This window comes from Curtobacterium sp. MMLR14_002 (genome assembly GCF_001864975.1).
GTDB classification, from domain to species: domain Bacteria; phylum Actinomycetota; class Actinomycetes; order Actinomycetales; family Microbacteriaceae; genus Curtobacterium; species Curtobacterium flaccumfaciens.
In genome coordinates, this window is the sequence record NZ_MJGT01000051.1 from 17118 (window position 1) to 31309 (window position 14192).

Annotated in this window: 12 protein-coding genes and 1 tRNA gene; 6 read left to right on the plus strand and 7 right to left on the minus strand. The window is 70.7% G+C overall.

Translation table 11 applies throughout. The features are described from left to right. Positions 1-651 precede the first annotated feature (651 nt). Positions 652-2604, plus strand: coding sequence for an acetate--CoA ligase (acs, locus tag BIU91_RS08150; protein ID WP_071405005.1), 1953 nt, complete (start codon positions 652-654; stop codon positions 2602-2604). Between the two features lie 79 nt (positions 2605-2683). Here the strand turns inward: acs and BIU91_RS08155 are convergent, their stop codons facing one another. Together BIU91_RS08155 and BIU91_RS18490 are read right to left on the minus strand one after the other, a co-directional pair. Further along, on the minus strand, positions 2684-3145 hold the full coding sequence (locus BIU91_RS08155; protein ID WP_071405006.1) for a RidA family protein: 462 nt from the start codon (positions 3143-3145) through the stop codon (positions 2684-2686). Then, complete coding sequence (locus tag BIU91_RS18490) at positions 3142-3300, minus strand: DUF4177 domain-containing protein (RefSeq protein ID WP_017888699.1); 159 nt, start codon at positions 3298-3300, stop codon at positions 3142-3144. The genes BIU91_RS08155 and BIU91_RS18490 overlap by 4 nt, the downstream gene beginning before the upstream one ends. A 50-nt stretch (positions 3301-3350) precedes the next feature. Here BIU91_RS18490 and BIU91_RS08160 point away from each other — a divergent pair, with 50 nt between their 5' ends. The 5 genes from BIU91_RS08160 to BIU91_RS08180 all read left to right on the plus strand — a co-directional run bounded on the left by BIU91_RS08160 (position 3351) and on the right by BIU91_RS08180 (position 8838). Further along, positions 3351-5912 (plus strand): transglycosylase domain-containing protein, encoded by a 2562-nt coding sequence (locus BIU91_RS08160; protein WP_071405007.1) that lies wholly within the window; start codon positions 3351-3353, stop codon positions 5910-5912. Then, on the plus strand, positions 5909-6865 hold the full coding sequence (locus BIU91_RS08165) for a metallophosphoesterase (protein WP_071405008.1): 957 nt from the start codon (positions 5909-5911) through the stop codon (positions 6863-6865). Before BIU91_RS08160 ends, BIU91_RS08165 begins: the two co-directional genes overlap by 4 nt. 93 nt (positions 6866-6958) lie before the next feature. Next, a tRNA-Pro gene (locus BIU91_RS08170) sits at positions 6959-7032 on the plus strand. 157 nt (positions 7033-7189) lie between these two features. Further along, positions 7190-8224, plus strand: coding sequence for a histidine kinase (locus BIU91_RS08175; RefSeq protein WP_071405009.1), 1035 nt, complete (start codon positions 7190-7192; stop codon positions 8222-8224). Next, positions 8221-8838, plus strand: a complete 618-nt coding sequence (locus tag BIU91_RS08180) for a response regulator transcription factor (protein WP_071405010.1) — start codon at positions 8221-8223, stop codon at positions 8836-8838. Before BIU91_RS08175 ends, BIU91_RS08180 begins: the two co-directional genes overlap by 4 nt. 75 nt (positions 8839-8913) lie before the next feature. Here BIU91_RS08180 and BIU91_RS08185 read toward each other — a convergent pair whose 3' ends face one another. The 5 genes from BIU91_RS08185 to BIU91_RS18500 form a co-directional block, all read right to left on the minus strand. Further along, positions 8914-9957, minus strand: coding sequence for an LLM class flavin-dependent oxidoreductase (locus BIU91_RS08185; protein ID WP_071405011.1), 1044 nt, complete (start codon positions 9955-9957; stop codon positions 8914-8916). Between the two features lie 450 nt (positions 9958-10407). Further along, positions 10408-11034: a thymidine kinase gene (locus BIU91_RS08190; protein WP_071247330.1), complete on the minus strand. Its 627-nt coding sequence runs from the start codon at positions 11032-11034 to the stop codon at positions 10408-10410. Further along, the gene (locus BIU91_RS08195) at positions 11034-11735 is read right to left on the minus strand and encodes a response regulator (protein WP_035808846.1); all 702 of its coding nucleotides are present in this window, start codon (positions 11733-11735) and stop codon (positions 11034-11036) included. Before BIU91_RS08195 ends, BIU91_RS08190 begins: the two co-directional genes overlap by 1 nt. Further along, complete coding sequence (locus BIU91_RS18880) at positions 11722-12969, minus strand: hypothetical protein (protein ID WP_071405012.1); 1248 nt, start codon at positions 12967-12969, stop codon at positions 11722-11724. Before BIU91_RS18880 ends, BIU91_RS08195 begins: the two co-directional genes overlap by 14 nt. Next, entirely contained in the window at positions 12966-14186 is a 1221-nt protein-coding gene (locus BIU91_RS18500) for an ATP-binding protein (RefSeq protein WP_071405013.1), read from the minus strand. The genes BIU91_RS18880 and BIU91_RS18500 overlap by 4 nt, the downstream gene beginning before the upstream one ends. Positions 14187-14192: the final 6 nt, after the last annotated feature.

The following is a 14192-nucleotide window of genomic DNA, read 5'->3' on the forward strand; positions in this document are numbered from 1 at the left end:
GCCGAGAACGCAGGCGATGTCGACGCGGACGGCGCCGAGGCGTGGGGAAGCAGTGGAGCACGGTGCAGGGGCATGCCGCCGACGGTAGGGAGCACGTCGACCTTCAGCCGAGACGGTCCCCACTTCTGTGGACAACGTCGGAGTGCCCCACCAACGGACCGGTTTGTCCCCCGAAACGGAAAGCCGTACCCCGGTCGATGATGCGACACCGACGCGCTCGGGGCTACCCACCACCCCCGCTCCCCCCGGCCGGACTGTGCGTAGCACCTGCTACGCAAGAACATGCAGAATGCATGCACGAGCATGGACCGGTCTGTCCACGCGACTGGCGTGCCTGCGCGGATCGGGGCACACGGCGGAGCCCGACGAGCCACCATCGCTCGAGTCGGACCCCGGGAAACAGAAGAGGCGGCACCGGTTGGGGGGAACAGGTGCCGCCTTGACATCGAGGGATTGGGGGGAATCCGATTCGATGCCGCCGGAAACGAGTCCAGCGGGATCTACTGTACCCCACGATCGGCCCTCAAGGGCAACCCCGGACACGACCTCCGGGCGTGCCGCGCCCCGACCCGACCGAGGGGTAGTCTCCGGATGCACGCAGGCACCGGCGACGGATGCCACCAGAGGCCGCAACGACGCGAAAGGACATCGATGTCCACTCCGACCCAGACCGACCCCCGAGGCGACGACGGAGCGACCTTCGCACCGCCGCCCGAGTTCGTGGCCGACGCGGTCGCCGGCGAGGACCTCCACCGCGCAGCAGCAGCCGACCGCGAGGCGTTCTGGGCCGAGCAGTCCCGCTCCCTGCTCGACTGGCGCACCCCGTTCACGCAGACCCTGGACTGGTCGGGCGCCCCGTTCGCGAAGTGGTTCGCCGACGGCACGCTCAACGTCGCCGAGAACTGCCTCGACCGGCACGTCCGCGCCGGCAACGGCGACCGGGTCGCGATCCACTTCGAGGGCGCTCCCGGCGACACGCGCCGGATCACCTACGCCGAGCTGACCGCCGAGGTGCAGCGCGCCGCGAACATGCTCACCGACCTCGGCGTGGGCCAGGGCGACCGGGTGGTCGTGTACCTGCCGCTCATCCCCGAGGCCGTCGTGACGATGCTCGCCGTCGCCCGTATCGGCGCCGTGCACTCGGTCGTCTTCGGCGGGTTCAGCGCGGAGAGCCTCCGTGCCCGCATCGAGGACGCCGGCGCGAAGCTCGTCGTCACCGCAGACGGCGGGTGGCGGCGCGGTGCCGTCTCACCGCTCAAGCCCGCAGTCGACGAGGCGCTGACCGGCGAGGGCACGGACACGGTCGAGCACGTCCTGGTCGTCAAGCGCGGCGGCAACGACATCGCCTGGAACGACCGCGACGTCTGGTGGCACGACGAGCTGGCGAAGGCGGCGCCGACCCACGAGGCCCAGGCGTTCCCCGCCGAGACCCCGCTGTTCATCCTGTACACCTCGGGCACGACCGGGAAGCCGAAGGGCATCGTGCACACCTCGGGCGGGTACCTGACGCAGGCGGCCTACACGCACAAGAACGTCTTCGACATGCACCCGGAGAAGGACGTCTACTGGTGCACCGCAGACATCGGCTGGATCACCGGCCACTCCTACGTCGTCTACGGCCCGCTCGCCAACGGCGTCACGCAGGTGCTCTACGAGGGCACCCCCGACGAGCCGAAGCCCGGCCGCTGGTGGGACCTCGTCGACGCGTACGGCGTCACCGTCCTCTACACCGCACCCACGGCGGTCCGCGCCGCGATGAAGGCCGGCCGCGAGATCCCCGAAGCGCGCAGCCTCGGGACCCTCCGCCTGCTCGGCAGCGTCGGCGAACCGATCAACCCCGAGGCGTGGCAGTGGTACCGCCAGGTCATCGGCCACGACCGCACGCCCATCGTCGACACGTGGTGGCAGACCGAGACCGGCGCGATCATGATCTCCGCCCTGCCCGGCGTCACGAAGCTCAAGCCCGGCGCCGCACAGACGCCGCTGCCCGGCATCGTCGCCGAGATCGTCGACGACGACGGCAACCGCGCCGACCCCGGCGAGAGCGGCTACCTCACGATCACCGAGCCGTGGCCGTCGATGGCGCGCGGCATCTGGGGCGACCCGGACCGGTTCGTCGAGACGTACTGGTCGCGGTTCCCCGGCCGGTACTTCGCCGGCGACGGAGCGCGGCTCGACGGCCAGGGCGACATCTGGGTGCAGGGGCGCGTCGACGACGTCATGAACGTCTCGGGACACCGGCTGTCGACGGCCGAGATCGAGTCCGCCCTGGTCGGCCACGAGGGCGTCGCCGAGGCGGCCGTGGTCGGGGCCGCCGACGAGACCACCGGGCAGGCCGTCGTCGCCTTCGTCATCCTGACGGCCGAGGCCGCCGCCGACGTCGACCGCGAGACCGCCTCCGCGGAGCTCCGCAACTGGGTCGGCAAGCGGATCGGCGCGATCGCGAAGCCGCGCCAGGTCGTCATCGTGCCGGAGCTGCCGAAGACGCGCTCCGGCAAGATCATGCGGCGCCTGCTCCGCGACGCGGCCGAGGGCCGCCGCATCGGCGACACGACGACGCTCGCCGACCCGACGATCATGGCGACCATCGCGGAACTCATGTAGTCCCGCCAGACGGAAGCAGGGCCTCCAGTCAGATCCGGACTGGAGGCCCTGCTCGCGTTGGTTCCGTCGGTCGCTGCCGTCAGGCGGTGAGCTCCACCACCAGCTCGACCTCGACCGGCGCGTCCAGCGGGAGCACGGCGACGCCCACCGCGCTCCGCGCGTGGACGCCGGCGTCGCCGAAGACCTCGCCGACCAGGGTCGACGCGCCGTTCGCGACACCGGGCTGGCCGGTGAACGACGGGTCAGACGCGACGAAGACCGTGACCTTGACGACACGGGCCACGCGGTCGAGCGAACCGGCGACCGACTGCACGGCGGCCAGGGCGTTCAGCGCGGCCACGCGAGCCTGCGCGGCGGCGGTCTCGGCGTCGACGTCGGTGCCGACCTTGCCGGTCACGGGCAGGGCGCCGTCGACGAACGGCAGCTGGCCCGCCGTGTAGACGTACTGGCCCGTCACGACGGCGGGCACGTAGGCGGCGACGGGCGCGGCGACCGCGGGGATCGTCAGGCCGAGTTCGGCGAGCCGGTCGGAGACGCTCATGCGTCGGCCTTGGGGCGCTTCAGGTAGGCGACGAGACCGCCCTCGGGCCCGGTGACGATCTGGACCAGCTCCCAGCCCTCGTCCCCGTAGTTGTTGAGGATCGCGGTGGTGTTGTGGATCATCAGCGGCGTGGTGAAGTACTCCCAGCGAGTCATGCGGTTCCTTGCCAGCCTTTCAGTCGGGGGTGTCGTTTAGGCTGCATCCTATGTCTGCCCAGAAGACGTCTGCATCGCGGACCAAGCCCGTCTCAGCAGTCGGCGCCTTCATCGGATTCGTCGGGTTCAGTGCCCTCGCCGGCCTGCTCGTCACGATCGGCGTCACGCCGGCCATCGCCGTCGCCGGTGTCACGACGACGTCCACGATCGGTGTGTTCGAGTCCCTGCCGGAGTACATCGAGATCGGTGACCTGCCGCAGCGCAACGAGCTGTACGCGTACTCGGGCGGCAAGTCCGTGCACTTCGCCACCCTGTACGACCAGAACCGCCAAGAGCTGAAGTTCGACCAGATCAGCGACCAGCTGAAGAACGCCGCGATCGACGGCGAGGACAAGCGCTTCTACGACCACGGCGGCGTCGACATGACGTCGCTCATCCGCGCCGGTGTGGGCAGCATCGCGGGCGGCCTCGGCGACTCGGGCGGTGGGTCGACGCTGACCATGCAGCTCGTCCGCAACATCAAGATGAACGAAGCCCTGAACCTCCCCACCAAGAAGGAGCAGGAGAAGGCCTACAACGAGGCCGTCGAGCAGACCATCCCCCGCAAGCTGGAGGAGATGAAGCTCGCGATCGGGCTGGCGAAGAAGTACTCCAAGAAGGAGATCCTCACCGCCTACCTGAACATCGCCTACTTCGGCGACCAGACCTACGGCGTGCAGGCCGCGGCGCAGCACTACTACAACAAGAGCGCGACCGACCTGACCCCGGCCGAGGCCGCCTCGCTCATCGCGATCGTGCAGTACCCCGAGGCGCGCAACCTGTCGAGCCCGAAGAAGTACGACGCCAACGTCGCCCGACGCAACGTCGTGCTCCGTTCGATGTACGACCAGAAGAACCTCACCGAGGCCGAGTACCGAACGGCTCGCCAGTCGAAGCCGGCGGACTACGTGCACCTGACGCAGCCCTCGCAGGGCTGCCGGTCCTCGGTCGGTGACGGCTCGCAGTTCTTCTGCGACTACGCCAAGAAGGTCGTACTCGAGATGTCGCAGCTCGGCTCGTCGCAGAAGGCACGTGACACCGCGTGGCGCAACGGCGGCTACAAGATCCAGACGACGCTGAACATCGACCTGAACGCCGAGCAGAAGGGCCTGCTGAACACCTACGACAACAAGGCCGAGACGAACCTGGCCTTGGGGTCGACGCTCAACTCGATCGAGGCGGGTTCGGGGCGCATCATCACGATGGCGCAGAACAAGGACTTCGACGAGTCGCTGAAGTCCGCACCCACGTCGACCAGCATCAACTACAGCGTCGACTACAAGTACGGCAGCTCGGGCGGCTTCCAGACGGGGTCGACGTACAAGCTGTTCACGCTGCTCGACTGGGTCAAGGCCGGACACGGCCTGAACGAGACCGTGAGCGGTGCCGAACGAACGGTGTCCCCCTGGACCATCTGTGGCCAGACGGTCGGAACCCCCTTCCCGGTGTCCAACGACGCTCCCGGCGAGGGCGGCAACTGGAGCGTTATGGGAGCCACGGCGGGGTCGATCAACGGTGCGTTCGCCTCGATGGCGCAGAAGCTCGATCTCTGCGACATCCGTGACATCGCGCAGTCGCTCGGTGTCCACCGTGCGGACGGCGGAGAGCTGCAGTACCAGAACCCCTCCGCGATCCTGGGCACGAACGAGATCGCTCCGATGACGATGGCCGCGGCCTATGCGGCCGTCGCGAACAACGGCATCTACTGCAAGCCGATCGCCATCGACGAGATCACCTCGCCGTCCGGCAAGAAGCTCGGTGGCCAGACCAAGGACTGCCAGCAGGCCGTTGATCCGGCCTTCGCCCAGGCAGCGATCTACGCGATGAAGGGCACGATCAGGAGCGGTACGGCAGTGGGCGCGCAGACGCCCGACGGCACCCAGCTGTTCGCCAAGACGGGTACCACCGACGAGGCTGACCAGATCTGGCTCGTCGGCGCGAGCTCGCGGGTCGCCACCGCCTACTGGCAGGGCAACACCGACGGCAAGAAGAACAACCTCCGTCACTACAGCAATGGTGTCGGCGGAACGTACGCCGGAGACCGCGCCAAGGTCTGGCGCGAGGCGATGACCCCGATCAACGCGATCTACCCCGCTGGCCCGTTCACCGACCCGCAGCAGAACGCGATCCGCGGCAACGCCAAGGCACTGCCGAACCTGCAGGGCAAGACGGCGGACGAGGCCCGCGCGGCCATCTCGGGCGCCGGGTTCACCTACGTCGACGGTGGGGCGCGCCCCGGCCCGGGCAACCCCGGCTCCGTGACCTCGACGTCCCCGGCGGCGGGTGCGCTCCTGTCCTCGGGCTCGAGCGTCACCGTCTACACGTCGGACGGCACCCAGGCGACCGTTCCGGAGATCGGCGGCGACTCCCTCGGGGACGCCCGCTCGGCCCTGAACGATGCCGGGTTCACGAGCGTCAACCTCGCCGACAGCTACGCCAAGGGCGGCGGTGGCAAGACCTGCAAGGTCGCCGCGGTCGAGCCGGCGATCAACGCCACGGCGAACAAGAACGACAACGTGACGATCCAGCTCTACGGCGACAAGAACGGCAAGGCGCCCAAGGACTGCAAGTGACCCGCGGTCGCACCGCACTCGGCGTCCTCGCTGCCGGCGCGGCCGTCGGAGCTGCTTCGGCGGCGTGGGGCTCGCTCGTCGAGCGTCGTCGCTTCGGGATCCGGTGGGAGACCGTCCCGGTGCTCCCGCCCGGTTCCCGTGACGTCACCGTCCTGCACCTCTCCGACATCCACATGGCCCCGTGGCAGGCCGACAAGCAGCAGTGGCTGCGCGACCTGAGCCTGGTCGAACCGGACTTCATCGTGAACACCGGGGACAACCTCGGCCACGCGACCGCGAACGCTGCTGTTGAGTACGCGCTCGAGCCGTTCCGCGGGGTGCCCGGTGTCTTCGCCTACGGGTCGAACGACTTCTTCGGGCCGTCCCCGCGCAACCCGCTCAAGTACTTCTCGGGGCCGAGCCGGATGCACAAGGCTGCGGAGCCCGTCGGTCTCGACATCGATCGGCAGACGGCGTTCTTCGAGTCGCTCGGCTGGCTCGACCTCAACGACCAGGCGCACGCGATCGAACTCCGCGGCTCCCGGTTCGAGCTGTTCGGCACCTCGGACGCGCACCGCGACTGGGACCGCCTCGACCTGCTCCCCACCAACGTCGACGAGATGCGCAGCGACGTGCCGTGGTCCGAGGACGAGGACGGCCCCGCTCCGGTCGCGATCGGTGTCACGCACGCGCCCTACCGTCGCGTGCTCGATGCCTTCGTGACCCAGGGTGCCGACATCATCTTCGCCGGGCACACCCACGGCGGTCAGGTGGCGGTCCCCGGGGTCGGCGCGCTCGTCACGAACAGCGACCTCCCCCGCCGGTACGCGAGCGGGTTGCACAAGTGGGAGCACCGCAACCACTGGTCGTGGCTCGAGGTCTCGGCCGGTCTCGGCACCTCGATCTACGCGCCCGTCCGGTTCGCCTGCCGGCCCGAGGCCGTCGTGGTCACCCTCACCGCACGGGCTTCCTGAGCCGACGCGCCCGGGAGTTCACCGGATGGTCGTGAGCATCCCCGATCATCGGATAGTATTGTCTGGTTGCTCCGGTACGGAGTGATCACACCGCGGGGTGTGGCGCAGCTTGGTAGCGCGCCTCGTTCGGGACGAGGAGGTCGCAGGTTCAAATCCTGTCACCCCGACACTGTGTTGAGACAGTACGAAGAAGGCCCTGGTTCTCCGGAACCAGGGCCTTCTGCTTTCCCCGGGTGCATCTCGGCCGCCCGATGGGTCGCACGACCCAGTCAGCCGGTCCCCGCCCCATCACGAGCAGCCCCTCCCGCTACGCTCGCAAGCGCCATGCAGAACGACCATCCCCTCGCCGCCGTGCTCGCCGCGATCACCGCCGAGTTCCCCGACATCGCGGACGACCCGGCGCTGGCGCAGAGCCTGACCGAGAACGTCTCGTCGATGATCGCCGAGGCCCACGAGCGCTACGCCGCGGGAACCGACGGCAGCGTCGTGAGCCACGCGTTCCTCGACCCCGAGCACCTGGCGACCGGCAGTCTGCACGCCGAGCACGCCCAGCACCCGGCCGGCGCCATGCTCGCGGCGGAGATGCTGTTCGACGCCTACCTGCCCGTCTTCGTCGACGAGGTCGGCGCGGCGTCCACCGCCGAGGTCCTGCGCGCCACCAGGGCCCTGCACGCCGGCATCTGGAGCCGGTTCCCGGCCGGGGCGGTCGCGTACACGGAGGCACTGCGCCAACGCCTCACCACGGCGCACCTGGACTCCCGCACGCAGATCGCGCGGGACCTGCACGACCGCGTCGCCCACGGCATCCTCGCCGGGCTGCAGCGCCTCGACCTCGTCCTGCTGACGGACCCGCCGGCGGACGAACGAGCCGATCAGCTCGACGACGCAGCGCGGTTGCTCCGGAGCGCACTCGGCGACGTCCAGGACCTCGCAGTGAGCCTGCACGCCCGGGTCGGGGATGCCCTGCTCGACGACGCGCTCCGACGGCACGTGCGCGATCTGTTCCCCGACGACGACCTCCTGTCCATCGAGTCGACAGGTGTGGCCGGTCCCCTGCCGAACTGGCAGGCCGAGGAAGCGCTGACGATCCTGCTCGAAGCGCTCACGAACCGCAGCAAGCACGCTCCCGGTTCGACGGCTTCGGTGCGCTTCGCGTGGTCCCCCGCAGCACTGGTGGTGACGGTCGCCGATGACGGACCGGGGTTCGACGTGCAGAGCGACGCCGACGGCCGACTCGGCCAGCAGACCATGCGCGAACGCGCCGCGGTGATCGGCGCCCGGCTCGACGTCGAGAGCGTCCGCGGCAGCCGAGACCACGGCACCACCGTCCGCCTGACCATCCCGAGTGGCACCCTGTGACCGTCACCCACGTCGCCATCGTCGACGACCACCGGCTCTTCCGCGAAGGACTCGCCACGATCCTGGCCGCGGTACCCACGATCCGCGTCGTGGCGCACGGCGAGCGACCGGCCGAGGTGCTCGACTCCCCCGAGGCCGCCGCGATCGACGTCCTGCTGCTCGACGTCGAGCTGGACGGCCCGCCTGCACGGACGACGATCGCCACGGTTCGCCGCACCCGCCCGGACATCCGGGTGGTGGTGCTCACGATGCACCGGGATGCCGTCCTCCGCCGCACCCTGCTCGATGCCGGCGCGGTCGACTTCGTCACGAAGGACACCCCGAGCCGCGAACTCGTCGACCGGATCGCCCGCGCAGCCCACGCCGATGCGGCACCCGTCACGTTCCCCGTCGACCTGGTGACCGAGGCCCGAGCCGGCTCACCGTTGAGCGACCGCGAGCTCGAGGTCCTGCGGCTCCTCGCCGCCGCGCGCACCAACGCCGAGATCGCCGCCGACCTGCAGCTCGCGATCGGCACCGTCAAGCGGCACGTCTACAACGTCTTCCGCAAGCTGGACGTCGGTTCCCGCGTCGGGGCGGTCGCCGCAGCCACGCGCCTGGGCCTGCTCAGCTGAAGCGCCACGGAACTTCGTGAGCAGCAATGGTCGGGTGCCCAGCGGACACCCGACCATTCCTGCTCACGAAGCGACCTAGACGGAGACCGACGCACCCGCGGGCACGAGCTTGCCGGCGGCGTGCAGCCCGGCCACGACGTCGAGCGCCTGGTGCCGGTACCGTGCCTGCGCGGCACCGGGCGCGACGATCACGCCGTTCGCCCCGGTCGACGCCACGAGCGCGTTGATCTTCTCCGCGACCTGCTCGGCGTTGCCGTAGGCCTGACGCTCGGTGCGGGCCGCGATGAACCGACGCTCGAGGTCGTTGAACTCGTACGCGCGCGCCTCGTCCATCGACACCGGCTCGGGCTTCCGGCCGGAGCGCATCCGGATGAAGGAGATCATGCCCGGGGCGCTCTGCTCGTCGATGACGGCGGGGTCCTCGTCGGTGACGACCTGCACACCGATCAGCGCGTTCGGCGTCTGGCGGAAGCGCGACGGACGGAACGAATCGCGGTACAGGGCGAGTGCCGCCTCGGTGTTGTCCGACGCGAAGTGGTGGGCGAAGGCGAACGAGATGCCGAGCGCACCGGCGACCTGGGCGCTGTAGCCGGAGGACCCGAGCAGCCAGAACTCCGGCACGTCGCCGTAGCCCGGAACGGCGCGGATGCCGGCGAGCGGGTTCTCCGCGCCCATGCCGGTGAAGAACCCGATCAGGTCGGCCAGGCGGTCCGGGAAGTCGTCGACGTCGAGTCGGTCCGTGCGGCGGAGGGCCATCGCCGTCGCACCGTCGGTGCCGGGAGCGCGCCCGAGCCCGAGGTCGACCCGGTCGCCGTACAGCGCACGGAGGGTGCCGAACTGCTCGGCGACGACGAGGGGCGCGTGGTTGGGCAGCATGACGCCACCGGATCCGATGCGGATGGTCGAGGTGGCCGCGCCCACGGCGCTCAGCAGCACCGCCGGGGCCGAGGACGTGATGCCCGGCATCCCGTGGTGTTCGGCGACCCAGAACCGCTCGTACCCGAGCTGCTCGGCGTGCACGGCCATGTCGATGGACCCCTGCAGGGCCTCGGTGTTGGACTGGCCGTACTCGCGGGTGGCCAGGTCGAGGACGGACAGGTGCAGGGTGTCGTCGGTCATGTGGTCACCAACGCGCGTCGACGCACGTGCATTCCACCCGAGACCGGTACGTGGAGCGGTCAGGACGTGCCGTCGCACGGTCGCCGACAGGTCAACAGCCGTCGGCTGGACGCGACGGCAGCGACAGTTCGTGACCACCCGGCTGACGCATGCGGGGCGCCCTGGACGCGCGGCACGGCGACCGGGAGGCCCGTGGCGGGGCCGCGCCGCGCCTCCCGGCCGCCTTTCGGTTCCGTCTCGGACGCCGAGCGGTCACGACGTGCCGCGCGCGGCTCGCAGACCGGTCACGTCCGGTCGCTCGACGGACGCACCGCCAACGCGGCGTGACCGGTCGGCGAACCCCAGCGGGGTGTCGTGACCGGCGGGCGGACGCGATCAGGGCGCATCACCCGACGTGACGCGACCGCTCTACGAATCCGAGCGCGTGTCGTCACCAGCCGGCACGAGCGGTCAGGCGCCGTCGAGGCGGCCGCCGGACTCCGTCAGGTAGCAGTTGGCGCAGAGCGACTCGTAGGCGACGTCGACGCCGTCGATCGCGACCTGGGAGCCGTCGAAGACGAACCGGCCGTCGACCGTCCGGGCGTTGAAGACCGCCTTGCGGCCGCAGCGGCAGATGGTCTTCAGCTCTTCGAGGGAGTGCGCGACCTCGAGCAGGCGGGCGCTGCCGGGGAACGCCTCGGTGCGGAAGTCCGTGCGGATGCCGTAGGTGATGACCGGGATCTCGTCGAGCACCGCGATGCGCAGCAGGTCGTCGACCTGCCGCGGGGTGAGGAACTGCGCCTCGTCGACGAGCACGCAGCTGACGGGCCGCACCATGCCGTCCAGGCGGTCCGACTCGGGGTCGACGGCCCCGGCGGCGGTCACCGCCTGGCGCACGTCGGCGTCCGGCGAGAACACGATGTCGACGGTCCGGGTGACGCCGAGGCGGGAGACGATCTCACGGTCGCCCTTGGTGTCCACCGCGGGCTTGGCGAGCAGCACCCGGTGCCCGCGCTCCTCGTAGTTGTAGGCGGCCTGCAGCAAGCCCGTGCTCTTGCCGCTGTTCATCGCGCCGTAGCGGAAGTAGAGCTTCGCCACTACGCGAGGAACCCGTCCTCGGCGGCCCGACGGATGAGGTCGGACTTCTTCGAGGCGGGGCGGCCCACCTTGCTGTACTTCTCGCGCACGCGACGCAGGTAGGTCTTGGCGGTCTCGTACTGCACGTTCATCTGCGCGGCGACCTCGTTCGTCGAGTAGCCGGACACGTAGAGCCGCAGCGCCTCTTCCTCGCCGGCGCTGAGCTTCGGCCGCTGGTGCGCGGCGGCACCCGTCGGCAGCGGACGCCACTCACGGGGCTGCGGGGTCTCGCGGGCGACGCCCATGATCTCGCGGGCGACGTCCATGACCTCGCGCATCGGGAGCGACTTCGACAGGAACGCCGCGGCGCCGGCGGCCAGGGCGCGGTCGCGGGACTCGCGACTGTCGACGCTCGAGAGCACGATGACCTTCGCCCCGGCGGCACGGCAGGTGCGGACACGGGCCTCGATGGACACCGGTTCCTTGAGCTGGAAGTCCAGGAACACCAGGTCGGTCGGGAAGCTGTCGCTGTGGACCATCTCGAGCCAGGTGTGCGCGGTCAGGGCCAGGTCGAAGTCGAACGCGTTCACCGCGATCCAGCTCGACAGGCTGTCCAGCAGCACCTCGTGGTCGTCGAGGATGGCCAGCCGCACACGTCGTGCTCCCGGGTTCGGGAGGGACGGCGACCCCTCCGAGAGCCTGTTCGGGTCAGTGCTGGTCATAGGAGAACCTTAGTGCGAGGGCGGAAGGGCGGACCGCGACGTCGAGGTCGGGGAACGTCACGCGGAGGACGGCGAAGTAGGGGTCGAAGGTGCGGTGGATGCCGATGTCGGAGTCCGCCACGGCGAGCTCCATCTCGACGGACACACGAGCGGGTGCGGGTGCCTGCGCGGGTCGGGCCGCCAGGGCTGCCCGGGCCGCGGGGGCCGCGTGGTCCGCCGGGCGGGCCTGGGGCGCCGGGCCCGCCGGAGTGTCCGCTCGTCGCACCGTCGCGCGGAAGCCGGCCGGGTCGACGGTCGAGGCACGGAGGGCCGCACGGACGAACGTGCGGACGACCGCCCGCTGGTCGGTGTCGAGCGTCGCGATGAGGCCGTCGGGGTCGTCGACCACCGGCGCCTGGCCGCCGTCGACCCGGACGGCGTGCTCGAACCAGGTGCGGTCGGCGTCGGCGACCATGGACGCGCGGATGCCGTCGGCGATCGCGCGGGCACGGGCACGGTCGGCGTCGGTGATGACGTCGCGTGTGCGGAGCTCGGCGAAGAACGGGGCGACGTCGCGGGACAGGATCGTCGAGCGGTCCTGCTGCACGCTCGCCGCGATGCCGTCCCGCTCGGCGCGTGCGACGGAGTACGACCCGGCACGGATCTGCACCCGTTCGGCGAGCCCCGCGAAGGTCCAGGCGAACACCGCGGACGCGGCGGTCAGCACGAGCGTCGGGGCCGCGGCCAGGAACGCCGCGACGGCGACCGGCACCTCGTGCGGGAACTCCGCAGCACCGGCACCCCAGGTCACGGCGTTCACCGCGGCCAGCACGAGCCCGCCGATCGTCAGGTCGGTCCACGGACGGTACGGCGCGACCATGACGATGCCGGTCGCGGTGATCAGGGACATGAAGTCGTTCAGGGCGCTGCGGTCCGGTCCCCACTGCGCGGCGACGCTCGTCACCGACGCCAGGCCGAGCAACCCGACGTGCGCGACGAACGCCGAGCGCGGGAAGGGCGCACGGAACGGGCTCGAGGCAGCGAGCACCACCACCGCCGAGGCCGCGACGAGCAGCACGGTGAGGGCGCTGAGCGTGGGGCTGCCCACGACGTCGCGGTCGAAGATCGACACGAGCAGGGCCCAGACGACGCTGCCGGCCCCGAGCACGACGGCCAGGGGTCGCGACCCCATCGCGCCGAGCGGGTCGTACTGCTGCGCGGTGCGGCGGGACCCGCGCTGCCGAGCCGCCGTCATCGCTCGGTCCCCCGGCCGTCGCTGACCGCCGGCACGGTGACCGCGCCGGTGACCGGTCCGTACGGCACGGTCATCATCACGCTCGTGCCGGAACCGGGCGACGACCAGATCTGGACGTCACCGCCGACCCGGCCGATCCGCTCTCGCACCGAACCGCGGAGGCCCATCCGGTCGGCTCCGGTGGCGTCCTCGTCGAACCCACGACCGTCGTCGACGACCATGACGGTGCAGGACGCGCTGTCGTCGAACACGCTGACCTCTGCGGCGTCGGTCCCCGCGTGCTTCCGCACGTTGGCCAGGCACTGGCCGACGGCCCGGACCACCGCCGACAGCGCACGCTGGTCCAGGCGCTCGAGCGCGGAGGTGTCACCCGAGACGGTCACGTCGAGCCCGAGCGTCCGGTGCTCGTCGACCATGGTGCCGAACGCCTCGGCCGCGGCCCCGGGACGCGGGCGGGCGGCCGGCGCGAGCCACCCCTTGCCGGTGAGCACCGCGACGTCGGCGTCGACCGTCTCGGCGAGGTGCGGGTCCATCGGGCCGTCCGGCGCGAGGGCGATCGCGCCGAGGTGGTTGAGCACGGTGTCGTGCAGGATCGCGGACGCCTCGGCCTCGACCCCCGCGCGGTACGCGGACACGTGTTCTTCACGGGCAGAACGCAGGAGCTCGGGCTGCACCCGTTCGCTCCGCCCGGTGCTGCGGGTCGTGAAGAGCACGAGCGCGACCACGAAGCCCAGCGTGACCCAGGCGAGGATGAGCGGACGGGGCGACTGATCGGCCTGCACGATGGCGATCCACGTGGCGAGTCGTCCGGTCAGGAAGCCGACGAAGGACCACAGCACGACGCGGCTCGGCACGGCGCCTGCTCCCCCGACCAGGATGAGCGGGATCACGACGAGGGACATCAGGTACGAGGTCACCCACCCGGTCGGCACCTGCTGCTGGACCCCGACGGCGAACCACCAGGCACAGACACCGCCGACGGCCAGGAAGGCGATCGCCGAGACGCGGTTGCCGAACTGCACGTGCACGCCGATCATGGCGAGCATCGGGACGACCGCCAGCGCCGTGCCGACGACCTGCACCCCGGGCTCGGACAGGCCGTAGAGCACGAGCGTGATGGCCGCGGCCAACAGCGAGCCGATGGCGCCGGCGTGGAATGCGCGCACGGTCGACCACGCGTTCACTCGCGGTGCGAGGTGCGTGGGGATGCCGAGCACGAGGTG

Excerpts from the sequence above, each read along its gene's own strand:
- BIU91_RS08195 (WP_035808846.1), bottom strand. The coding sequence starts at position 11,735 with ATGACCAGCACTGACCCGAACAGGCTCTCGGAGGGGTCGCCGTCCCTC.
- acs (WP_071405005.1), top strand. The coding sequence starts at position 652 with ATGTCCACTCCGACCCAGACCGACCCCCGAGGCGACGACGGAGCGACC.
- BIU91_RS08160 (WP_071405007.1), top strand. The coding sequence starts at position 3,351 with ATGTCTGCCCAGAAGACGTCTGCATCGCGGACCAAGCCCGTCTCAGCA.
- BIU91_RS08175 (WP_071405009.1), top strand. The coding sequence starts at position 7,190 with ATGCAGAACGACCATCCCCTCGCCGCCGTGCTCGCCGCGATCACCGCC.
- BIU91_RS08155 (WP_071405006.1), bottom strand. The coding sequence starts at position 3,145 with ATGAGCGTCTCCGACCGGCTCGCCGAACTCGGCCTGACGATCCCCGCG.
- BIU91_RS18490 (WP_017888699.1), bottom strand. The coding sequence starts at position 3,300 with ATGACTCGCTGGGAGTACTTCACCACGCCGCTGATGATCCACAACACC.
- BIU91_RS08185 (WP_071405011.1), bottom strand. The coding sequence starts at position 9,957 with ATGACCGACGACACCCTGCACCTGTCCGTCCTCGACCTGGCCACCCGC.
- BIU91_RS18880 (WP_071405012.1), bottom strand. The coding sequence starts at position 12,969 with ATGACGGCGGCTCGGCAGCGCGGGTCCCGCCGCACCGCGCAGCAGTAC.